Annotated in this window: 24 protein-coding genes; 7 read left to right on the forward strand and 17 right to left on the reverse strand. The window is 68.6% G+C overall.

Translation table 11 applies throughout. From position 1 onward, the window contains the following. Nucleotides 1-100: 100 nt before the first annotated feature. The 13 genes from DMH01_RS07495 to DMH01_RS07555 form a co-directional block, all read right to left on the reverse strand. Entirely contained in the window at nucleotides 101-430 is a 330-nt protein-coding gene (locus DMH01_RS07495) for a hypothetical protein (RefSeq protein ID WP_034319691.1), read from the reverse strand. After that, on the reverse strand, nucleotides 427-1,671 hold the full coding sequence (locus tag DMH01_RS07500; protein WP_125674554.1) for a glutamate synthase-related protein: 1,245 nt from the start codon (nucleotides 1,669-1,671) through the stop codon (nucleotides 427-429). Before DMH01_RS07500 ends, DMH01_RS07495 begins: the two co-directional genes overlap by 4 nt. Then, nucleotides 1,668-2,663: an asparagine synthetase A gene (locus tag DMH01_RS07505; RefSeq protein WP_125674556.1), complete on the reverse strand. Its 996-nt coding sequence runs from the start codon at nucleotides 2,661-2,663 to the stop codon at nucleotides 1,668-1,670. Before DMH01_RS07505 ends, DMH01_RS07500 begins: the two co-directional genes overlap by 4 nt. Further along, nucleotides 2,660-3,970 carry a methylaspartate mutase gene (locus DMH01_RS07510; protein ID WP_125674557.1) on the reverse strand — a complete coding sequence of 437 codons (1,311 nt, stop codon included), beginning with the start codon at nucleotides 3,968-3,970 and terminating at the stop codon, nucleotides 2,660-2,662. The genes DMH01_RS07505 and DMH01_RS07510 overlap by 4 nt, the downstream gene beginning before the upstream one ends. Then, nucleotides 3,967-4,431, reverse strand: a complete 465-nt coding sequence (locus tag DMH01_RS07515; protein ID WP_125674559.1) for a cobalamin B12-binding domain-containing protein — start codon at nucleotides 4,429-4,431, stop codon at nucleotides 3,967-3,969. Before DMH01_RS07515 ends, DMH01_RS07510 begins: the two co-directional genes overlap by 4 nt. After that, on the reverse strand, nucleotides 4,428-5,708 hold the full coding sequence (locus DMH01_RS07520) for an ATP-grasp domain-containing protein (RefSeq protein WP_125674561.1): 1,281 nt from the start codon (nucleotides 5,706-5,708) through the stop codon (nucleotides 4,428-4,430). Before DMH01_RS07520 ends, DMH01_RS07515 begins: the two co-directional genes overlap by 4 nt. Then, a complete protein-coding gene (locus DMH01_RS07525) occupies nucleotides 5,705-7,456 on the reverse strand; it encodes an ABC transporter substrate-binding protein (RefSeq protein ID WP_125674563.1) in 1,752 nt (583 codons plus the stop codon). Before DMH01_RS07525 ends, DMH01_RS07520 begins: the two co-directional genes overlap by 4 nt. A 30-nt stretch (nucleotides 7,457-7,486) precedes the next feature. Next, the gene (locus DMH01_RS07530; RefSeq protein WP_125674566.1) at nucleotides 7,487-8,746 is read right to left on the reverse strand and encodes an MFS transporter; all 1,260 of its coding nucleotides are present in this window, start codon (nucleotides 8,744-8,746) and stop codon (nucleotides 7,487-7,489) included. Between the two features lie 6 nt (nucleotides 8,747-8,752). Further along, nucleotides 8,753-10,372, reverse strand: a complete 1,620-nt coding sequence (locus tag DMH01_RS07535) for a class I tRNA ligase family protein (RefSeq protein WP_125674568.1) — start codon at nucleotides 10,370-10,372, stop codon at nucleotides 8,753-8,755. Nucleotides 10,373-10,374: 2 nt separating this feature from the next. Next, the gene (locus DMH01_RS07540) at nucleotides 10,375-10,758 is read right to left on the reverse strand and encodes a cupin domain-containing protein (RefSeq protein ID WP_125674570.1); all 384 of its coding nucleotides are present in this window, start codon (nucleotides 10,756-10,758) and stop codon (nucleotides 10,375-10,377) included. Between the two features lie 23 nt (nucleotides 10,759-10,781). After that, a complete protein-coding gene (locus DMH01_RS07545; RefSeq protein ID WP_125674572.1) occupies nucleotides 10,782-12,095 on the reverse strand; it encodes a lysine N(6)-hydroxylase/L-ornithine N(5)-oxygenase family protein in 1,314 nt (437 codons plus the stop codon). 60 nt (nucleotides 12,096-12,155) lie between these two features. Next, complete coding sequence (locus tag DMH01_RS07550; RefSeq protein WP_125674574.1) at nucleotides 12,156-13,412, reverse strand: ATP-grasp domain-containing protein; 1,257 nt, start codon at nucleotides 13,410-13,412, stop codon at nucleotides 12,156-12,158. A 114-nt stretch (nucleotides 13,413-13,526) separates the two neighbouring features. Next, nucleotides 13,527-14,012, reverse strand: coding sequence for a helix-turn-helix domain-containing protein (locus DMH01_RS07555; RefSeq protein ID WP_125674576.1), 486 nt, complete (start codon nucleotides 14,010-14,012; stop codon nucleotides 13,527-13,529). Between the two features lie 92 nt (nucleotides 14,013-14,104). Here DMH01_RS07555 and DMH01_RS07560 point away from each other — a divergent pair, with 92 nt between their 5' ends. Then, nucleotides 14,105-14,653 (forward strand): dihydrofolate reductase family protein, encoded by a 549-nt coding sequence (locus DMH01_RS07560; protein ID WP_125674578.1) that lies wholly within the window; start codon nucleotides 14,105-14,107, stop codon nucleotides 14,651-14,653. A 159-nt stretch (nucleotides 14,654-14,812) separates the two neighbouring features. Here DMH01_RS07560 and DMH01_RS07565 read toward each other — a convergent pair whose 3' ends face one another. After that, complete coding sequence (locus DMH01_RS07565; protein ID WP_125674580.1) at nucleotides 14,813-15,220, reverse strand: VOC family protein; 408 nt, start codon at nucleotides 15,218-15,220, stop codon at nucleotides 14,813-14,815. Between the two features lie 563 nt (nucleotides 15,221-15,783). Here DMH01_RS07565 and DMH01_RS07575 point away from each other — a divergent pair. Beyond that, a complete protein-coding gene (locus DMH01_RS07575) occupies nucleotides 15,784-16,263 on the forward strand; it encodes a DUF2975 domain-containing protein (RefSeq protein WP_125674582.1) in 480 nt (159 codons plus the stop codon). Continuing rightward, nucleotides 16,263-16,469 carry a helix-turn-helix transcriptional regulator gene (locus DMH01_RS07580; protein ID WP_125674584.1) on the forward strand — a complete coding sequence of 69 codons (207 nt, stop codon included), beginning with the start codon at nucleotides 16,263-16,265 and terminating at the stop codon, nucleotides 16,467-16,469. Before DMH01_RS07575 ends, DMH01_RS07580 begins: the two co-directional genes overlap by 1 nt. Here the strand turns inward: DMH01_RS07580 and DMH01_RS07585 are convergent. Then, nucleotides 16,466-17,779 carry a cytochrome P450 gene (locus tag DMH01_RS07585; RefSeq protein ID WP_125674586.1) on the reverse strand — a complete coding sequence of 438 codons (1,314 nt, stop codon included), beginning with the start codon at nucleotides 17,777-17,779 and terminating at the stop codon, nucleotides 16,466-16,468. The genes DMH01_RS07580 and DMH01_RS07585 overlap by 4 nt on opposite strands. 71 nt (nucleotides 17,780-17,850) lie before the next feature. On the opposite strand from DMH01_RS07585, the gene DMH01_RS07590 reads away from it, so the two are divergent. Next, on the forward strand, nucleotides 17,851-18,471 hold the full coding sequence (locus tag DMH01_RS07590; protein ID WP_125674588.1) for a UdgX family uracil-DNA binding protein: 621 nt from the start codon (nucleotides 17,851-17,853) through the stop codon (nucleotides 18,469-18,471). Nucleotide 18,472: 1 nt separating this feature from the next. Here the strand turns inward: DMH01_RS07590 and DMH01_RS07595 are convergent, their stop codons facing one another. After that, the gene (locus DMH01_RS07595) at nucleotides 18,473-18,664 is read right to left on the reverse strand and encodes a hypothetical protein (RefSeq protein WP_125674590.1); all 192 of its coding nucleotides are present in this window, start codon (nucleotides 18,662-18,664) and stop codon (nucleotides 18,473-18,475) included. Between the two features lie 84 nt (nucleotides 18,665-18,748). Next, nucleotides 18,749-19,711: a TIGR03557 family F420-dependent LLM class oxidoreductase gene (locus DMH01_RS07600; RefSeq protein WP_125674592.1), complete on the reverse strand. Its 963-nt coding sequence runs from the start codon at nucleotides 19,709-19,711 to the stop codon at nucleotides 18,749-18,751. A 111-nt stretch (nucleotides 19,712-19,822) separates the two neighbouring features. Here DMH01_RS07600 and DMH01_RS07605 point away from each other — a divergent pair, with 111 nt between their 5' ends. The 3 genes from DMH01_RS07605 to DMH01_RS07615 all read left to right on the forward strand — a co-directional run bounded on the left by DMH01_RS07605 (nucleotide 19,823) and on the right by DMH01_RS07615 (nucleotide 21,457). Then, entirely contained in the window at nucleotides 19,823-20,155 is a 333-nt protein-coding gene (locus tag DMH01_RS07605) for a plasmid stabilization protein (RefSeq protein ID WP_125674595.1), read from the forward strand. 64 nt (nucleotides 20,156-20,219) lie between these two features. Beyond that, nucleotides 20,220-20,672: an anti-sigma factor gene (locus DMH01_RS07610; RefSeq protein ID WP_125674597.1), complete on the forward strand. Its 453-nt coding sequence runs from the start codon at nucleotides 20,220-20,222 to the stop codon at nucleotides 20,670-20,672. Continuing rightward, nucleotides 20,669-21,457, forward strand: coding sequence for a SigB/SigF/SigG family RNA polymerase sigma factor (locus DMH01_RS07615; protein WP_125674599.1), 789 nt, complete (start codon nucleotides 20,669-20,671; stop codon nucleotides 21,455-21,457). The genes DMH01_RS07610 and DMH01_RS07615 overlap by 4 nt, the downstream gene beginning before the upstream one ends. Nucleotides 21,458-21,560: the final 103 nt, after the last annotated feature.

Genomic DNA, 21,560 nt, shown 5'->3' on the forward strand with positions numbered 1-21,560 from the left:
TACGCCTGCCGCAGGCCAAGCCGGGCGCAGCCCGCAAGAACAGGAAGGCCCCCTTCCCTCGGCTGAGCCGAGGGAAGGGGGCCTTCACGCACGAAACGACCTACTCGGCCACCTCTTCGATGGCGGAGGTTCCACGGGAGCCGGGGTTCCCGTACCGCTCCCACACCTCGTTCAGCCGGATCCGCCCGTCCGGCAGGAACTCCGGCGTGTTCGTGCTGTGCCCCGCGATCACCTGACCACTGGCCAGCACCATCGTGTAAGCCATGTCGATCGTCCCGTCCTCACCGCACTTCCCGGTGAGCGACCCGAGCCGCACACCGCCGCCGGTCAGCTCGGCCCACACCAGATCGTCCTTCTGCCGGTACAGGGTCACCGGCGCGTTCGGATCCGTGCTGACCTTGCGGAACCGTTTCCCGTCGTAGTTGATCATCCGTTCTGCTCCGTCCGAGTCGGGAACCAGAGGTCGTCCGAGGTGAGATCCGCGAGGTCGTACTTCCCGAGCGCGCTGGCGAGCAGCCGCAGTTCGAGTTCGAGGCAGCGCACCAGCCGCACGAGCCCTTCGGTCGCGTCCTCGTCGACGGCGAGCAGCGCCGCCCGGCCGAGGCCGACCGCCGAAGCGCCCATCGCCAGGCATTTCAGCGCACGGGCCCCTTCCCAGATCCGTCCCGACACCAGCAGCGACGCGTCGTGTTTGCCGACCCGGCGCAGGCATTCCACCAGCGGCAACCCCACCTGGTCGAGGAAGACCGACGGCGCCCAGCCGGTGCCGCCCTCGGCACCGTCCACGGTGACGGCGTCCGCTCCCGCCGCCCACGCGACCCGCGCCGCCTCGCCGACGTCGCGGCCGGGGTGCAGTTTCACCCAGGCGCGCGCCCGCGGGTAGTTGTTGCGCATCAGGTGGATCTGCTGGCGCAGGATCTCCCCGGTGAAGGTGCCGGGACTGCTGGACCGCAGCACCATGGCCTGATCCTTGCCGAAGGCTTCGTCCACTGTGTACTGTTCCGCGATCTCGCCGGCGGCCGTGCGCGAGAGCACGGTCATCCCGCCGAGCCCCGGTTTGGCGCCCTGCCCCACCTTGAGCTCGAACGCCAGCCGCCCGGTCTCCAGCAGTTTCGTCGCGGACGGGTCGCTGTAGACGAGGTTCCACACCTCCGCGTCGGCGTCTTCGGTGCTCTGCTGCACGACGACACCGCCCAGCCCGTCCGGCACGGCACCGGCGTACGCGCGGATCCGGCCGAGCAGGCCGTCTTCAGCGCTTTCGCCCATCCGGCCGTATCCGTGCATGGGCACGACGTTCTCGCCGATCACCATCGGCATCCCGAGCCTGCCGGCCTGCTCGCTCGCGGCGATCCCGAGCCCGCTGCCCGCTACCTGCGTGGACCCGAACGCGCACAGGAACACCGGCGACGGCGCGGTGAAGCCGCCGAGGACGGTCGACAGCCCGACGTCGCCGTACACCGGTTCACGCGCGAGGTCGAACATCTTCTCCAGGCGCCGCGGGACGAACACCGGCGGCACGATCCGCGCGCGGTCGAGTTCGTCGATACCCGGGTCGGCGTCCGCGCCGAACAGCGACCGGCCGTATCCCGCGACGTCGGGGAAGATCGCCGCACTGCCTTCCCGCGCCCTGGCCCGGATCGCGTCTTCGGGAAGCTGCCGTGCGGTGATCACGGCGTCGCGATCCCGGGCAGCTTCGGGTACGCGTTCGCCTGCCAGATCGCGTCCAGCCCGGCGATGTACCGCGTCACCCGCTCCAGCCCCATCCCGAAGCCCGCGCTCGGCGGCAGTCCTTCGCGCGCGAGGTCGAGGTACCAGGCGTACTTCGCCGGGTTCTCCCCCGTCTCCCGCATCCGCTCGATCAGCCGCCGGTACTCGTGCGTGCGCTCGCCGCCGCTGCAGAGTTCGCCGAACCCGTCCGAGGCGATGAGGTCGAAGTTCCGCAGCACCCCCGGTTCGGTGCTGGACTCGCCGTCGGTGAACCCGCGAGACCCCTTGGGGTAGTCGACGATGAAGAACGGGCGGTTCGTCTGCTCCGAGATGATCCGCTCGCCCTGCCAGTCGATCTCGGCGTCGGCGCTCTGCCCGTGCTGCAGGCCTTGCAGCCGCGACACCGCCTCGCGGTGCGTCATCCGCTCGAAATCCTCTTCCAGCAGCGCCGTGAACGCTTCCGGATCCCGCCCGAGGGTGGCGAGGTCCACTTTGGACTCTCGCAGGGTGTGGGCGACCACGTGCCGGAGGAGACCCTGAGCGACGTCGAGGACCTCCTCGCGGCTCGCCCGCGCGACCTCGACGTCGATCTGGGTGAACTCGACCAGATGCCGTCCGGTGGTCGAGGTCTCCAGCGGCTCCAGCCGCACGTTCGGGGCGACGTAGAAGATCTTGTCGAACGCGAGCAGCGAAGCCTGCTTGTACAGGATGACGCTGGTCATCATCTTGTACTTGTGCCCGTAGTAGTCGACGTCGACCTGCTTGGCCCCGCGGCATCCCGGGTCGGTGACCGGCCCGATCAGCGGCGGTTGCAGTTCGACGAACCCGTTCATGCCGAGGTACTCGCGGGTGCCCGCGGTGATGCTGTTCTGGACGCGCAACGCCGCCTGCGTCACCGGCGACGTCAGATGCTCGCGGGTACCCGGCGGCAGCGCCGCGGCCGATGGTGCGGTCATGTCCTACTCCCCTGTGTCAGTCGGTTCACGGGCTCGATTCCCGGCAGCCCGTACTTCTCGTCGAACGACCGCTCGACGTAGCGGAGTGCGTCCAGCAGATCGCCCGAGGTCATCCGCCGTTCCGCGGGCAGGTCGACGAGGTCGCCCAGCGGCATCGCGCCGATCCGCTGCCACTCCAGGCGGCCGCCGGCGTCCAGCCGTCCGCGCGCGCGGCCCGCGTTGTCCGGGTGCAGGCAGAACGGGACGTCCAGCTGACCCCGCGCGAACGCCGTCACCAGCGCCCTCCCGAGGTCGGTGTGGAGCGAAAGAACGTTGTCCACCAACGCTTTCGCCTGCGCGTAAATGCCGGTGTCGCCGAGCCTGCCGATCCGGGACACGCCCCGCGCGGCCTCGGCGGCGTGTTCCAGCGCGGTGACGTTCTCCGCCACGGTCGGCAGCCGGTGGGCTTCGGCGGTGGTCTTGACGATCAGCCTGCTGGCCCCGGTGCGGGCGGCCAGCCGCGCGGACTCCGCGATCAGCTCCAGCGCGCCGCCCGGTGTCCTCGGGTGGACGCCCATGTAGCCGTAGATCACCACATGCGTCCGCGCGTGCGGCACGTATTCCCCGATCAGGGCTTGCAGCGCGGCGACGGCCTCCTCGTCCTGACCGGCGTGCGTCTGCTGCGCGTAGCTGAAGGACAGACAGCGGATCCCATGCCGCCAGAAGAACATCCCTTCCAGCACGCTCAGCGCGACCAGCAGCGCCGGCGGGCACAGCTGGCCCATCATGCAGCCGCCGAAGGTCTCCAAGTGCGGCTCCAGTTCGGGACCGCGGGCCTCGGCCAGCGTTTCGCACGAGCGCCGCCAGTTGTCGACGGCCGCCGAAAGCGGCATCCGGCTGTACGGCAGGCAGTACGACACCGGTCCGCCCTCGGTCGCGTGCAGCCCGAAGTCCAGCAGGGACCGGACGATCCGGCGGGGATCCGCCGAACCGTGCCGGACCTGCACCGGGAAATCCCCGGTCAGCACGCCGTCGAGCAACGCCGTCGTCGTCGCGGGATCGTGGTCGACGAGCGGGTACCCGTTGAGATCGGCACCGGCCGCCAGCGCCGCGCGGGCCGCCTCGTGGTCGCCGACCCTGGTGTAGCTGTCGATCGTGATCGTGCCGACCGTCGCGGCCCGCGCCGCCCTGGTCGCCAGCAGTCCCCTGGTCATCCGCCCCGGATCCGCGAAACCCATCCGGGGCTGGACGACCAGGTCTCCCCTGGCGTGATGGCGCGCGACCACCTCACCGAACGAATGTCCCCGCCGCGGGGTGAGCACGCTCATCCTGCACCCAGTGGGACACCAGGGGCGCGCACCGACAGGGTGCGGAGGAACGTCCGGAACGGGGTCAGCCCGCCGGAGTCCTCGAACACCGCGTCGAAACCGGCCTCCAGCAGCCGCACCGCGTTGCTTCCGCCCGTGACGTCGAGCTTCCCGCCGATGACGACCGGCATCGTGACCAGCTCGGCCCGCGCGCGGAAAGTTTCCATCAGCCGGACGCCGTCCTGGCGGCCGTGCCCGTTGAGGCTGCTGATCACCAGCAGGTCCGGCCGCCGGGTGACGCATTCGCGCACGATCGTCGCGTCCGGGACGCAGGCACCGAGGTTGGTGACCCGGCAGCCCAGTTCCTCCAGCAGCAGCTCCAGGTACACCAGGTTCCAGGTGTGCGCGTCGGACGAGAGCCCGGTGACGAGCACGTCGAGACCGGCGGCCGGGAGCGTGGACTGGACGGCTTCGATGGTCATGGTGCGGCGCTCTCCCTCTCTCCTCGGTCCGGCCGCACGTCGATCTCGATCAGCGCGACCGCCTCTTCGGCCAGGCGCGAGGCCTCAGCCGGGCTGTCCGCGGTCACCATCAGATCGCCGACGCGGTCCCACGAACTGCGCAGCCCGTCGAACCGGTCGCCCGCCGAAACCTCGACGTCGCACAGGAACACGCCTTCGGACTGCGACGCCTTTTCCACGCCGCGCACGTCCTCGATCAGGCCCGGTTCGATCGAGAGGAACCGGACCGCGGCCCCGCGTTCGGCCTTGCGCGGCAACACGTCCGCGACCGGCTCGTCCTTCATGACCGAGAAGTAGGCGCGGTTCAGCTCCACCGGATAGGCGCGCTGGATCAGCTCGATGATGCCGTCGCCCGCGAACCGGCCGGCGCATTCGACCAGGTACGGGACGCCGTCCGAGACGATCCATTCGCAGTGGACGATCCCGGTGCGGAACCCGGCCGCGCCGGTGAGCCGGCGGGTCTCCACGGTCAGCGTCGCGGTCAGCTCGTCCGAAATGTCGGCGGGGACGATATGCGCGAGCTCGATCGGACGCGGCCCGGGGAACAGCCGTTTGCCGGTGACGTTGGCGAACAACGGCTCGCCGTCCCGCAACAGCATCTCGACGCTGTACTCGTCGCCCTCGACGAAGCTCTCGGCCAGCATCTTCAGTTCCATCGCGCGGTCCGGGACGAAGATCCCCTCGTCCTGCACGACGCAGTTCGCCCACGCCTGCTCGGCTTCCGCCGGATCGGTGAGCACCTGCGTCCCGACCGACGCCTGCCGGTTCGCCGGCTTGAGCACGGTCTTCCCGGGATGCCGCGCCATGAACTCGCGGACCTGGTCCGGGCTTTCGACGCGCGCCGACGCCGGATTCGCGATCCCCGCCGCCCGGCTGACCAGGCGCAGCACCGCCTTGTCCCGCAGGATCTGCGCCGCGCCGAACCCCGCGCCCGGCAGGCCGTAGCGTTCCGCGAGCCGGGCCGCGAACGGGGTCGCGTACTCGGTCAGCGGGACGACGGCGGCCGGGTCGAGGTCGTGGTGGACGTGGTAGAACTCGTCCGCCTTGCCGGGCAGGTGGAATTCCCACTCGATCAGCTCGCGCACCAGCGCCGAACCGGCCACCGTCTTCCGTGCGTCGCGTTTGCGGATGACGTCGGGTTCTTCGACGAAGATGACCGACCCGTCGGGCTGGAAGTCCTTGATGGACGAACCCAGCGCGGCGGCCACGAACCCGACCAGCACCACCGGCCGCGTCATGACTCGTCCCGCACGTAGTACCAGTTCTCCGGGTTGATCAGCCCGTACGGGTTGATCGGCGAGAACCCGCGCAGGTTGCCCGCGACCTCGAACAGCCGCCGCGGGAACGTCGGCATGAAGATCACCGGGGCCTGGTCGGCGATGTACTCCTGGTACTCGTAAAGCGCCTCGAGGGAGTCGGTGGTGACCGTCTTCGCGATCAGCTCGTCCGCCTTGGCGTCCCGGTAGTTGCTGAAGTTGCAGGCGGCGCCGCTCTGGAACAGGTTCTCGCCGGTCGGATAGTTGTAGACCCAGCCGCCGCCCCAGCAGGACAGCTGCCACATCCGCTTCTCACCAGGTCCGTCCTCCGCCACCAGGACCGACCCCATCACCTCTTCGAGGCGGATCTCGATCCCGGCCTTGGCCGCGTCGTCCCGGAACTGCGCCATGAGCCGCGCCAGGGAGGGCCGCCCTTCCCAGTAGCGCAGGGAAAAACTCAGCTCCGTGCCGGCCGGGATGCCCTCGCCCGCTTCACCGGGGCCGGTGCCTGGCCTGACGCACACCGCGGGCGAAGCGCTGACGTCCCAGCCGTTGTCGGCGAGCAGCTGCCGTGCCTTCTCCAGGTCGAACGGCCAGAACCCGCCGCGCTCGGCGATCTTCGGCGACACGAGGTCGCTCTTGGGCAGCACCGGGATCGACCCCGTCTGGCTCCAGCCGTAACCCTGGTAGACCTCGCGGGCCCCGTACTCCTGGTCGAAGCAGCTCTGCAGCGCCTGCCGGACGTAGGGCTGCCTGATCAGGTTCCCGGCGACGGTCGGGTTGCTGAAGTTGACCGCCATGAAGTTGATGTTGAACAGGATCTGCGGTTCCAGCTGGAAACCGTCGCCGAGCGGGTTGGGCCCGCCCTTCGTCGGGTCGCCGTCCGGCTGGACACCCATTCCCGGCGGCAGGAAGCCGACCTGGACGTCACCGGACTGCAGCAGCTCGTACTGCTGCTCGTCCGACGTCGTCGACACCTGGCGCAGCTCGTCGAGATGCGGCGGGTTGGGCCCGCTGTAGTGCTCGTTCGGGACGAAGGTGACGACGCCTTCCTCGGTGTAGCTCTTGAGCCGCCACGGCCCGTTGACGACACTCCACACAGGACTGTCGGCCCAGCGCGTGCGGTGCGAGTTGTCCTCCTCGACGACGTCGCCGTTCTCCGCCATCAGGAACTCGTAGACCGCTTCCGCCTGATCGATGTCGTGTGTCGCGTCGGCCGGGCCGTCCGCGGTGCGGTCCCACGCCTTCGGCATCGGCGTGATCATGGTCAGCTGGTTCAGCAGCACCCAGTTCTTCGAGTACGCCTTGTCGAAGGTGAAGCTCACTGTGTCGTCCGCGACCTTTTCGAACGACACCAGATTGTCTGGGAAGTAGCCCTCGGAGTAGGCGCCGAACCTCGGCCCCTTCACCTTCAGCATGTTCATCCAGAAGATGACGTTGTCCGCGCAGACCGTCTCGCCGTTGGACCACTTCCACGGTTTGATCCGGACCGTGCAGGTGCGGCCGGTCTCGTCCCACACCGGCGCCTCGCCGACGCTGAGGTCGTAGTCGATCTCCGGCGCGCCGTCCCGGCCCAGCCAGTAGAGCGGCCGGTACATCAGCATCTGGAACTCGTAGAGGCTCCGCACGCCGAAGCGCTCGCCCGGGGTGAAGGGGAAGATCACCGCGGGCGGGAACCCGGGCAGGCAGGCCCAGGTGGCGACGCCACCCTTGATCGGCTTTTCCGTCATGACTTTCGTTTCCTCCGCTCGTCGCCGCGCTCAGGCGGCGGTCGCCTCGAGAACCTCGGCCGGCTGCTTCTTCTCCTGTGCCGACAGCGGTTTCGCCAGACTGAAGTAGGTGCCGATCACGATCGCGCCCTGCAGGATCGCCAAACCCCAGAAGGCGTAGGGCACCGCCGTCGCGTCCGCCAGTGAGGACAACGCGACCGTCGCGCCGACGCCGAGCCCGAGGCCGACGGCCTGAGTGCCGCCGAAGATCCGGCCGACGCGGTCTTCCGGGCTGGCCCGCATCAGCAGCGTGCGGGCGGCGATCCGGCCCTGCGCGAAGCAGAATCCGGCGAACGGGATCGCCGCCATCAGCGCGATGTAGTGCAGTGGCTGGATCGCGAGGCAGATCAGGTTCCCGAGCGTGCCGAGCACGGCCAGATGGATCCCCTTGAACCGCTTGCTGACCTTGCCGTACGCGGCGGCGCCGACGATGAACCCGACCCCGGCCAGCGCGTCGACCACACCGATCATCCAGGCGCCCTGGTCGAAGGTCTGCAGGATCAGCGTCGTCAGGATGACGTTGGCGACCATCAGGCCGATGTTGCCGTTGGCGTACAACAGCGCGAGCCGCTTGATCGGCTGGCGCACGGGGACTTCGACCGGCGCCGACGGGTCGGTGGCCGTGGTCTCCTCGGTCACCGGCGCCTTGGCGGGTTTGCGGCCGATCGCGTAGACCAGCACGGCCGACAGGACGAAGCTCAGCGAGTTGAACACGAACAGCGGCGTCGCGCCGAACCAGATCACCAGGAAGCCCGCGAGCGAAGACGCCAGCAGCATCCCGGAGTTGCTCGCCATCTCGAAGTGGGAGTTGAACTTCCCGAGCCGCTCGTCCCGGATCCGTTCCTTGATCAGGCCGTTGCTGGCGGGCATGAACAACGCCGCGGTGCAGGCGAGCATGAAGTTCGCTATGTAGGAACCGAGGTTCGCCGGACCGCCGATCCACAGCCACACCGGCAGCGCGAACGCGGTCATCGCGCTCACCAGGTCCGCCGCCACGCACAGCATCCGGCGATCGACCTTGTCGACCAGCTTGCCGAACATGACCGCGAGCGCGACCTGCGGGATGGACACCGCGATGAACAGCCAGCCGACCGCCAGGGTGGTCTGTTCGGCGTGGAAGACCAGGATCGCGGCGGCGGTGATCTGGAACGCGTTGCCCGCCGTGGTGATGAATCCCGCCGGGACCAGCAGGCGTTCGGCGAGCCGGGAACTCCGGGCCGCGTCGGTGGAGAGGGTGCTGTCGAGTGACATGGGGTGTCAGACCTCGCTCGTCGGAGGGAATTCCAGTGGTGGCACGGTGAAGGCCGTGGTGTGCGTGACGTCGAAGGCGGCCGGGGTGATCCGCGGTTCGAATCCGCCCGCTTCGGCGGCACGTTCGGCGAGGTCGATCAGGATCGGCGAGGCACAGCCGATCAGCGCCCGCAGTTCGAGGAACAGGTCACCCAGCCGCGCGCGGAGCATCTCCTGGTCGAGGTTGCCCTTCAGCGTGCGTTCCGTCGCCGAGCGCAGGCGTTCGACGTGCTGCACCACCAGATCGGCGGCACGGCTGAGGCTGAAGTCCTCGAGTTCGTAGTTCAAGGCGAACCGGGAGACCATCGCCGCCGCGCGTTCCGTGGCTTCGGTCGACACCGGGAGCGAGCCGTTCTCGCCGCCGACCTCGGCGGTGAGTTTCGCCAGTGTCTCGGCGAGTTCGTTCCAGGGCGTGACCAGCCGCTCCCCCGCGACCTTCTCCAGCGCGGCACGGGAGAAGTTGGTCCGCGCGAACTCGGGGGCGGTGAGGTTGAGGTGGAACCGCGCGATGTCGCGGGGCACCTCGGCCGCCAGGTCACGGGCCCAGACCACGTGTCCCTTGCTGGTGGAGAACTTCTCGTTCTCCAGCTCGTAGAACTCGTTGACGAGCAAGGTGTCCGGGAGGACGTAGCGGCCTTCGAGGGCGATCAGCTCGGCGACGTGGACGACACCCCAGGTGAACAGCGGGTCGAACCCCATGAACACCACGACCCGCGCGTCGTTCTCCGCGAGCCAGGCGTCGTCGTCGGCGACCTTCGGCTTTCCGTTACGCCGCAACGCGTACTCCGTGCAGTACATCGAGGCGGGCATGCCCTCGACCCAGGCGTTGAGCCGTTGCCCCGGGGTCTGGAGGAACGGCGCCGGCAGGCCCCATTTCACCGGGTACGTGATCGCGAAGTCGGGCAACGGCCCGGACAGCAGTTCCCGCATCAGCCCGAGCACGTGCGGCCGCCACGCGGGACCGCGTTCCTCGTAGTAGGCGAGGAGTTGCTCGCGGTACTCCGACACCGGGAAGACCATGATCTCGGTTTCGCGGTAGGTCACCTCGTCGGCCGGATCGAGCACCGAGTACGGGTCGATGAGCGCGTCGAAGTCGATCGGATGCCCGCACCCCTCGCAGAACCCGCCGCGGCTGTCGGCGAGGCACGTCGGGCAGCCACCGCCGACGAAACCCTCGACCAGGAACTCGCCCTTGCTCTCGCTGTAGGGCAGCCGCACCTTGCGCAGGCGGAGCTTTCCCTTGTCGTAGAGGCGTTTGACGTAGTCGTAGACCAGCGCCTTGTAGCCTTCGTCGGTCGGCGAGAACCCGTCCACCTCGACACCCATCGCCTTGAACGTGCGCTGGATGTTCTCGGTCGACTGCTTCACCAGTTCGGGCGGCGTCAGCCCGACGCGGGCCGCGCTGGTGACGAGGTAGGTCTGGCTGTCGTCGGTGCAGGAGGCGAACACGGCCTCGCGGCCCGCCGCGCGCAGGTATCGCCGGTGCACGTCGGCGCCGAGGTACGGGCCGGCGATATGCCCGACGTGCAGATCCCCGTTGGACGTCGGCGGACCGCCGATGATCACCACCGGTCGTTTGTCGGCCATGGTCACGCCCCTGCCTGGTCGGACGCCTGCGCTGCGTGCCGGGCGGCGAACTTCGCCGTCATGTCGGAGTCCCACCAGATCGCGTACATCTCGAAGTCCTCCGCACCGTCGTTGAGGATCCGGTGCTCGGTGCCGGGCCGGTGGAACTCGATGTCACCGGGTTTGAAGGCGCGGCGCTCTCCCCCGGACTCGACGACCGCTTCGCCGTTGACGGCGATGAAGATCTCGTACTCGTGGTGGGAATGCGCACCCGTCGCGCCGTGCGCCGGCACCGTCACCCAGGCGCCTTCGAACGGCGCGTTCAGTGCCGCCCACGGCAGGAGCCGCTGGCCGTAGGCGCCGTTCTCGAAGACCATCTTTTCCCGCTCAAGCGGACGGATCTCCATGACTTTCTCTTTCTTCTCGGTGGTCAGCGGGTGGCGACGATGGGGGCGGTTTCCGAAGTCGGCTGTGGTGGCACCGAAGGGTTTTCGCCACGATGGGCGAGGATGTCCTGCAGGATGTCGTTGGCGCGCGGGGCGAGGACGCTCAGCAGCGAGTCCGCGATCCCGTGCGTGGCCTCGTTGACGCCCTGGAGATACACTGCCGCGGTGGCGGGCTGGTCGATCTCCAGCCGGTAGTCGCGGGTCACCTTGATCTCCGACAGGCCGATCGACTTCGCGATCTCCTGGACCATCCTCGGCATCTCCGGCGAGAAACCGGTGCCGAGCAGCACGAGATCGGTGCGCAGTTCCTGGATCTCGCCGGTGCGCCGGTCGGTCAGCTCCAGCACGATCTCGTCGCCCTCGTCACGGGCGTCGGTGATGTCGTTCATCGTGATCATCTTGAGCCGGGAACGGCCGGAAAGACGGTCCAGGTAGACGGAGCGATAGAGCGCGTCCATCGTGCCCGGCGCCAGCCCGGAGTAGTTCGTGTGGTGCATCTCCTTGAGCATCTGCTCGCGGGCTTCCGGCCGCGCCTCGAAGAACTTGTCCACATGGGACGGGAAGAACAGCTCGTTGTTGAACTTGCTGCTCTCGTAGTAGTTCAGGCCGATCGAGCGCATCACCATCGTCGGCTTGCATTCGGGCAGATCTGCCTGCACCGAGCCGAACAGTTCCGCCGCGCTCTGCCCGGCGCCGATCACCGCGACGCGGTACGGAAGGTCCTTGCGCAGCTTGGCGATCCTCGGCAGGTACTGCGTGCTGTGGATGACGCGATCCTGGTTCACCGTCCGGAGCAGGTCCGGGATCCGCGCGTCCCGGCCGGCACCGACCACCAGGTACCGGCTGCGGATGACCTCGCCGTCGGCGACCCGGGTGTCCCAGCCGGTGAGCGTTCCGTCCGTCCACACGGGAGTGATCTCTTGGCATTCGCGGCCGCGCTGCAGGTCCACCAGGGAAAGCGAGTCGGCCGTCCACTTGAGATAGTCGGCGAGCTCCACCCGGTACGGGACGAAACTGCCCATGTTCACGAATTCGTTGAGCCGGTTCGTGGCGTGCAGGTAGTTCAGGAACGAGAAGCGGCTGCGCGGGTTGCGCAGGGTCACCAGATCCTTGAGGAACGAGACCTGCGACAGCGCCTCCGGCAGGAGCATGCCCCGCTGCCAGGAGACTTCTTCGTCTCGCTCGAGCAGGACCGATTCGCGGGCCAGGCCGGGCGCGAGCTCTTCCAAAGCCACTGCGAGCGCCAGGTTGGACGGTCCTGCTCCGACTGCGAGCAGCTCGACATCACGGTTCGCCATTTGTTTGCTCCGCCATCGTTGAGAGTGCTGGGAAGGTTGTGCTGCGGTGCCGGTGCGCGGTCAGGCGCCGGCGGCCACCGAGGGCAACAGGGGATGCGCGGTCAGCCGGACCTGGGCCATGGCCTTGTCCAGCACCGCTTCGCAGTCGTCGGGGTCGGTGCCCGCGCAGATCACGTACGCGTGCCGCGAGATGAACTCCGCCGGCGGCAGCCGCATCCGCGCACCCGGCTCGACGAGTACGTCGGCGGCGAGGATCCCGTTGTCGCGAAGGGAATCCGGGACGGACACGGACTCGACGACGCAGTCCTGTTTCGGGTAGCCGAACCGTACGCCGACCCACCGGGGTTCGGCCTCGTGCGGCAGGTGCGGACGCATACCGAGCGCGACGTCGACCGCGGCCGCGCCCGGGTCGACCCCGGTCGCGAACTTGGCGAGCAACGGGATCAGGTCCCCGCCGAGCCTGCCGTTGATCTCCACGATCACCGGTCCGCGCGCGGTGAGCTTGAGCTCGGTATGCGTGATGCCGTACCGGAAGTCGATCGCGCTGTGCGCGCGGGTCAGCGTCGAGCGCAAGGCCGGGTCGGCGAGCAGTGCGTCCGCGGAGCTGACCAAGTGGCCGAGCTCCTCGAAGTACGGATGCATGCCGACCGTCTTGTGCGCCACGAACATCGGCGTGTACTCGCCGTCCACGACGGCGCCGTCGACGCTGATCTCCGGACCGCTCAGGTACTCCTCGACCAGCGCACCGCCCTTGTAGGCCGGGGAGCCGCCGAAGCTGGCGTCCTCCGCGGTCCGGAACGCCTTCCGCACCGCCTCGGCGTCTTCCGCGAGGCTGACGCCGATGCTGGCCCCGCCCCCGCGCGGCTTGACGACGACCGGATACCCGATCCGTTCGGCCACGCGGACGGCCTGATCGTCGTCGTGCACGAACCCGAACTCGGGCTGTGCGACGCCGGCCGCGGTCAGCGTCCGGCGGCTGAACCACTTGTCACGGCAGCCTTCGATCGCGGAGATCCCGGCACCCGGCACCCCGAGTTCGTCCGCGACATGCGCCGCCGCCACGATCAGCGCCTCGTCCCAGGACACCACGCCGAGCACCGGCGTGGTCGCGTTCAGCGCCCGGGCCGCGGCCAGCACGGCGTCCTGGTCCCGCGTGTCCAGCACCGTCGCGCCGGTGATGTAGCGCTCCTGCCAGGTCGGCTCGGTCCCGGTGAACAGCCACAAGGGATGCCGGTGCCCGGCCGACGCCAACAGGTACTCCCGGTACGGCCGCATCCCGCAGCCGATCACCAGGACAACACCCTCCGCTGAGCTCATTCCCTCTCCCCACCAGCCCGTCGCTCCGTCGCGGGCTACTACATCCCGGGGGCGGGTTGACCGGAACCCTTGATTCGGGAAGAACAATCAACGGGATACGTGGTGAGGAGGGCTTCAGAGGGCCGCTTCGTAAGCGGCGGCCAGGCGCTGCAGCACGCCGGGACCGTCCTTCTCCGGTGCCGGCTCGCCGAGGTGGACGACCCGCAGTTCCGCCATGAACTCCGACCACAGTTCCGGCCCGCCCGCGGCGAGCAGTTCGGCCCGAACCCTCAGGCGCTCGGTCGTCGGACGATGCTCGAGACCCCAGGAACCGAGGTGCGCGAACACGGGCACCAGCTGGATCGACGCCTCGGTCAGGCTGTACGCGGCCCGTTTGCCGGGCCCGGCGTCCTCGCGGGTCAGCAGTCCTGCCTTGACCAGCCTCTTCAACCGGTCGGCCAGGATGTTGGACGCGATCCCCTCTTCGGACCCGGCGAGCAGCTCCCGGAAGTAGCGCCGGGTGCCGAACATGATGTCCCTCAGCACGAGCAGGCTCCAGCTGTCGCCGAACGCCTCGACCGCGGCGTTGATCGGGCAGCCGGAACGGGCGGGTTCCGCCATCCCTTCACCTCCGCAAGAAGTGGTTGCAATCCACCATCGGCCACTTTACCGTGAACCAACCGATTGCAGAACGCAAGCACTAGGAGGCCGGGATGTTCGCACCACAGACCGCGGACGGGAAAGTGCTGTGGCACTTCACGATGTCCCTCGACGGCTTCGTCGCGGGCCCGGGCCACGGCATGGACTGGATGACCGGCGTGACCTTCCGGCCGGACCTGATCGACGAATACGCCACGACCACCGGCGCCGTCCTCGGCGGCCGCGACGGCTGGGACGCCTACCCCGACCCGAGCGGTATCTACGGCGGCGCCTGGAAAGGGCCACTGTTCGTCCTGACCCACCACCCCGAAGACGCCACGCCTACGGACGGGGTGACGTTCTTGAACTGCGGCGTGGAAGAAGCCGTCCGGATCGGGCTGGAGGCCGCGAACGGGAAGAACCTCGAAGTGTTCTCGCCGGACATCGGCCGTCAGCTGCTCGCGCTCGGGTTGATCGACGAGATCGACCTGCACATCGCGCCGGTCCTGCTCGGCGACGGCATCCGGCTGTACGACAACCCCGGCGGGGCGCCGATCCACCTTCACGGACTCGGCCGGGAGGACCCGCGCGGCGTACTGGACGTCCGGTTCCGGGCAGCCTGATCACGTGCCCCGGTCGCGCGTGATCAGACGGACGACACGCGGCAGATCCCGGCCGCAGTCGTGTCGTCCGTCCAGACACGAGACATCGCCGGTACTGGACTTCTCGAGCGGCAAGGACGGTCAGAACGACCCGGACCACTCACGACCGGGCGCGAATCCCTAGGACAGAACGACGTTCACCATCCACGAGATGCCGAACCTGTCGATACAGGCACCGAATTCGTCTCCCCACATCTGCTTTTCGAGAGGAACCGAAACGGTGCCGTCGGCGGAGAGCTTCTCCCAGTATCCGCGCAATTCCTCGCCGTCGTCGCCACTGAGGCTGATCGACACGTTGGTGCCCGGATTGTGCTCCATTCCCGGCGGCGTGTCCGACGCCATGATCGTGTAGCCGCTCGGGGAATCGAGCTGGCTGTGCATGATCTGGTCCTCCGCCGGCGTTCCGGCCATACCGGACTCGCCGAACGTATTCAGCGTCAGTTCCCCGCCGAACACCGACTTGTAGAACTCCATGGCCTGCCGGGCATCGCCGGCAAAGCTGAGGTAGGGATTGAGACGGGAAGCCATGGGAACGCTCCTTCTGGTCGGGTCACGAGCATCCTGACAGACGCCTCCCGGCGCGACAACGGCTGGACTACCGCCGGGTGAATTCCGTCGCGAACCAAAAATTCAACCCTGTTCACCGAATGCGGTGAGCGATTTTCCGAATGCCGCTTCAGGGTCCCGTATGCCCGCGTTCCGGATCCACTCGACGACGGCTGATGCAGCTCGATCTACGCGCCGGCTCGAGGGCAGCCGACCAGCGGCAGGGTGGGTCGCGAAAGCCACTTTCGGGACGTCAGATGTCTCGAAAGTGGCTTTCGCGACACGCTCGGACGGGGCGGCGGCGAGCACCCACCGCGGAGCAGGGTGAGCAGGGTTGCGAAAGCCACTTTCGCAACCTTCAACGTTGCGAAAGTGGCTTTCGCAACCCCTCCCAGAGCGCACCCCCCACCGCCGCGACCCGAAGAAGACCCGAAGGGCCCCTTCACCGCGTCAGATGCGGCGAAGGACGCTTTCACCCCACCCAACCCATCGACAACCGAGAGCTACCGATTGACTTTCGATAGATAACGCGCGAAACTCGATGCATGATCACAGGGCAACGGGCGGTCGCGCCTCTCCGAGTGTTCCTCGTGCTGCTGTTCGGGGTCCTCGTCCTCTTCCAGACGATGTCCCTGCCGGCGCAGTTCGCGTACCTGGCGCGGCATGACCCCGAAATGGCGTACCTGCGCTGGCCCGCGACGGCGATCTCCATCTTCTGGGTGCTCTGCGTCCAGGCCGTGATCGTCGCCACCTGGCAACTGCTGACCCTGGTCAAGAAGGACCGGATCTTCACCGAGGCGTCCCTGAGATGGGTCGACGCCATCGTGTGGGCGATCCTCGCCGGCTGGGTGGTGCTGGCGGGCGTGTTCCTCTACGTCGGCTTCAACGCCGAAGACCCGGCCCTGCCGCTGCTGTTGTTCCTGGCGTTGGTCGGCGTCGCCGTCCTGGGCCTGGTCATGGCCGTGATGCGCACGCTGCTGCGGCAGGCCACCACCCTGCGATCGGACATGGAACAGGTGATCTGATGCCGATCGTCGTCCGCATCGACGTCGAACTGGCCAAGCGGAAGATGAGCGTCGGCGAATTCGCCGAACTCGTCGGCCTCACCCCGGCGAACGTGGCGGTGCTGAAGAACGGCCGCGCCAAGGCCGTCCGGTTCAGCACCCTCGAAGCGATGTGCCGCGTGCTCGAATGCCAGCCCGGCGACCTGCTCGAATGGGTCGACGACTAGGCCACCGAGAACTTCAGGTGGAAGTTGTCGAGCGTCGCGGGCAGCGGCCGCTCCGGACCGAGGACGGCGCCGGAGGCCAGCTCGAAGCGCCGGTCCTTGATCAAGTGCGCCAGCATCGTGCTCGCGCAGAACAGCACGAGGTCCCGGCCCGGGCAGATGGCTGGTCCGGCGCTGAACGGAACGAGCGCCGGATTGGCCGCCGCGGTGCCGTCCAGCCAGATCCCGGGTTCGAACCGGTCGGCGTAGGGCAAGGACTCGGGGTCCCGGTGGAAGAACGGGGCGAAGATCAGCACCGTGGTCCCCGCCGGTCCCCAGGCGGTCTCGGCCGTGCTCTCGCGCAGCAGCGCGGGCGTGGTCGGCCACAGCCGGACCGATTCGAGGGCGCAGGCGCGCAAGTACGCGAATTGGCCGGGCGCGGTCAGATCGGCGGCCGCGACCTCTTCGTCGGCACGTTCCCGTGCGCCAGGGTGGGTGGCCAGCAGCGCGAGCGCGCGGAAGGTGACGATCCCGGCGGCGTCGAACGCGAAGAGCCAGTGGGCGACCTGGTCGGCGACGACGTCCATCGTGCGCTCGCCCGACGGGCCCGCCGCCGCGATGGCCTCGGCGAGGCTCCCCGGCTCCGCCCGTTCCAGGTGGCCGATGAGCCGGGTGCGGAACTGATCGTGGAGCCGGTCGCGCCGGGGGTGCGCGTACGCCCAGTTCGCGTCCTTCCGCAGGCGGGCCAGCGCGTCCGTGAGGCCGTCGTCGCTCGCCGCGGATTCGCCGAGCGTGACCCGGCGGACCATCCGCCACCAGGCCACGGTGAAGGTGTCCCAGTCCAGCGTGCCGCCGTCCCAGAGCGACGCCGCCTCCTCGGCGATCGCCGAGGCGAAGGGAGCGGCGAGATCGTGCAGCGGCTTCCCCGGTTCGAGGACGTCCTCGTTGAACCGGCGGCGCGGCGCACGCTCCGTCGCGTCCGAGATCAGCACGCCGTGCGGCTGGAAATGCCCCAGCGCCGCCCGCTTCTCCTTGGTCGAAGGGCTGAACGGGACCGGCGCGGCGGCGAGCACCTCGCCGACATCCTCCCCGGACAGCGCCAGGTCGATCGTGCGGCCGGGCACCCGCAGGCGCAGCGGGCCAGGACCGTAGTGGGACCGGAGCCGCCCCAGCAGCCGCACGGCGGAACGGTCGAACTGGAGTTTCTGCGCCGCCGCCATCCCCAGCGGCCGGCGTTTGATCACCCCGCCGGCGAGCGTGGGCAGGACGACCCGCAGCGCGACGCGCACGGTGTCCTGAACGGAAGCGGTGGCCGGTTCGGTCGAAGTCGCCATAGCCGAGGGCTACCCGCCGCGGCCCGCGCATAACCCGTTTGTCCCACGTCCGGGCGGGGAATCCGGCCGCCATGGCGACCAAGGCACCCGGGGCGGCTCCGCCCGAGACCGCGGATCTGGACAAGCTTCGTTCGGCGGCGTCGGGCTGCCGCGGCTGCGATCTCTACCGCGACGCCACTCAGACCGTCTTCGGTGAAGGCTCCCGCGCGGCGGAGATCATGGTGGTCGGCGAGCAACCCGGCGACCAGGAGGATCGGCAAGGCGCCCCGTTCGTCGGGCCCGCCGGACGGCTGCTCGACCGGGCCCTCGACGAAGCGGGTTTCGACCGCCGGAAGATCTACGTCACCAACGCGGTCAAACATTTCAAGTTCAAGCGGGACGAACGCGGCAAACGGCGGATCCACAAGACGCCGTCCAAGACCGAGATCGTCGCCTGCCGTCCGTGGCTGCACGCCGAACTGGCGGCGGTGCACCCGGAGCTGCTGATCTTTCTGGGCGCGACGGCGGCGAAGGCGCTGCTGGGCGACGACTTCCGCATCACCCGGAGCAGGGGCGAGCGGATCGACCTCGCCGAGTTCGCCACCACCGCGGTCGCGACGGTGCATCCGTCCGCGGTGCTGCGCGCGCCGGACCGCGACGAGGCCTATCGGGCCTTCGTCGCGGATCTCGTGGCGGCGCGCGGCGGCCGCTGAATCACGCCACTTCGGAGCTGCGGCCGCGGTCGTGCAGGCCGAGCATGTCCAGCAGGGTCGCGCAGTCTTCGGCGCTCGTCGCCCGCGAAGCCACGGCGAGGGCCGCCTTGCGACGGATCGCCTCCTGCTCCGGCGTGTCCTGGCCTTCCGGCAGCAGGTCCGGGACGGGATGGAGTCCGAGTTCGTTGTTCATCTGTTCCCCCTTGGCTGAAGGATGTGTCGCTCTGGTACCCGCGGTCCGCGGGTTTGAACACGGGTGCCCCCGTTCGGGGGTGCGTCAGCTCCGCAGTGCCGGGAGCAGCGTGTCCTCGGCGAACCGGAGGAAGCCTTCCTGCTGGTCGCCGCCGATCTGGATCAGGGCGAGGTCGGTGAACCCGGCCGCCTCGAACTCGCCGGCCTGCTTCACGATCCGGTCGACGTCGGGGCCGCACGGGATCGCCTCGGCGACGTCCTCCGGTTTGACGTACTGGGTGGCCCCGGCGAACCCCGCGGGCCCCGGCAGTTCGGCGTTGACCTTCCAGCCGCCACCGAACCAGCGGAACTGCTCGTGCGCCCGCCGGATCGCGGCGTCGCGATCCTCGCCCCAGGACACCGGCAGCTGGGCGATCTTCCTGCCGGGCGGCCCGAGTTTGGTCGCGTCCCACTCGCGGCACAGCGAGCCGTCCGGCTCCACCGCGATCATCGCGTCGGCGATCGGCGCGAACCGGGTCACCGACTGCGAGCCGGACACCGCGACCCCGATCGGGACACGCTGCTCCGGCAGGTCCCACAGCTTCGCCGAGTCCACCCGGAAGTGGTCACCCTTGTAGTTGAAGTAGCCACCGTCGAACAGCCCGCCGATGATCTGGACCGCTTCGGCGAGCATTTCGTGCCGGACGTTCGCCGGTGGCCAGCCGCGGCCGACGACGTGTTCGTTGAGGTTCTCCCCCGCACCCAGCCCGAGGGTGAACCGGCCGTCCGACAGCGCCTGGACGGTCGCCGCCTTCTGGGCCACCACCGCCGGGTGATAACGCATGGTCGGGCACGTCACGAAGGTCATCAGTTCGACCCGTTCGGTGCTCTGGGTGACCGCTCCCAGCACGCTCCACGCGTACGGCGAATGCCCCTGCTCGTCCAGCCAGGGCGAAAAGTGGTCGCTCATCACCTCGAAGTCGAAACCCGCCTTCTCCGCTCCGGCGGCGTATCCCACCAGGTCTTTCGGGCCGGCCTGTTCGGTCATGAGGGTGTAGCCGATGCGCATAGAAGCCTCCTTCGCGTCCGACCCCCGCGTACCCGCCCGTTCCCGGGCTCAACCGGACGTTTATCCGGCGAATCGAACGGGGTACCTGACCGGGGGAAGGAAGGAGCCGCGATGCCGCAGCAGGCTTGGAGCGACAAACGAGAACGCCAGTACGAACACATCAAGGACTCGGCGAAGGATCGGGGCGCGAGCACCGACCGGGCCGAGGAGATCGCCGCCCGCACGGTCAACAAGAACCGCGCGCAGGCAGGCGAGTCGCGCGAGGCCAGCCGTACGTCCCTCCAGGACATGTCACCTCAGCGGCGGGGTGGCAAGCGGTCCGGGAACCGGTTGGGCCCGAACGGCCCGACCAAGGACCAGCTCTACAACGAAGCGAAACAGCGCAACGTCGAGGGCAGGTCGAAGATGTCCAAAAAGGAGCTTCAGCGAGCCCTGGGCCGTTGATCACGCGTCACGCGGCGGAGCACCGCCGCGGTCACCCCACGGCCACGGACGGATGGGTTTCGTAATGGATGCACACGGACGGGGTGGCCTCACCCCCCAGACCCGGCCTCAGTCGGACGGTCTGTCCGACCGGGTCGAACTCCGCCTTCCCGCGGAGGCGGAGCAGATCCCTCTCGTCCGCACGCTCACCCATGGTGTGGTGGCCCGTGCGGACTTCGGCTTGGACGCCATTTCAGACGCGAAGATGGCCGTCGACGAAGCCTGTTCCCAACTTGTCCAGCCCGCTGAACTGGGAGCCGTTCTTTGTTGTGTCTTTCACGAGATACCGGAAGGAATCGCCGTCTCGATCTCGACGCGGACGAGCAGGCCTTACCTGCCGAGCGAGACGACGTTCGGCTGGCACGTCTTGACGACGTTGACCCACTCGGTGCGGGCGCGGTGCGAACCGATTCCCGGCGAAACAGGGGGCACGACGACGATCGACCTCGTCCTGGCCCCGGGAACGAGCGACGGGTGAGTGGCGAGCGCAAGACACTCACCCGGCAGGCGGACGACTACGCCCATTGCGAACCGCTCTTCGAGGAGATGACCTCCCTGCCGGAGGACTCCTCGCGCCGCCGGGAGCTGCGTGCCAACCTCGTCACCGAGCTGCTGCCGCTCGCCGAGCACATCGCCACCAGGTTCTCCGGCCGCGGCGAGCCGCGCGAAGACCTGGTCCAGGTGGCGCGGATCGGCCTGATCAACGCGGTCGACCGGTTCGACCCCGGCCGTGGGCACGACTTCCTCTCGTTCGCCGTGCCCACGATCATGGGCGAGGTCCGGCGGCACTTCCGGGACACCGGCTGGTCGGTCCGGGTGCCGAGGCGGCTCAAGGAACTCCACGTCTCGCTCAGCCAGGGCACGGCCGCGTTGTCCCAGCAGCTCGGCCGCGCGCCGACCCCGACCGAACTCGCCGAATACCTCGGGCTCGAGGTCAACGACGTGCGGGAGGGGCTGCTCGCCGGCCAGGCGTACCAGACGTTGTCGGTCGACAAACCGGTGCACGACAACGCTACCGAGGCCCTCTCGCTCGCCGACACGATCGGCAAGGAGGACCACGACATGGCGTTGGTGGAGACGCACGAGGCGCTGCAACCGCTGCTGCGGGAGCTCCCCAAGCGGGAACGCGCGATCCTCGTGATGCGCTTCTTCGGGGGCTACACCCAGACGCAGATCGCGGAACGGATCGGCATCTCGCAGATGCACGTTTCGCGGCTCCTGTCGCAGACGCTGGACCAGCTGCGCGGGAAACTCTCCGAGTAACCAAAGGCGTAACTCGCGTGTTTGAAGGCGCAACTCTCTCATACGCCTTCAAACACGCGAGTTACGCCTACAATCACGCGAGTTACGACTCCAGACACAGGAC

It is taken from the genome of Amycolatopsis sp. WAC 04182, from assembly GCF_003947465.1.
GTDB lineage: Bacteria > Actinomycetota > Actinomycetes > Mycobacteriales > Pseudonocardiaceae > Amycolatopsis.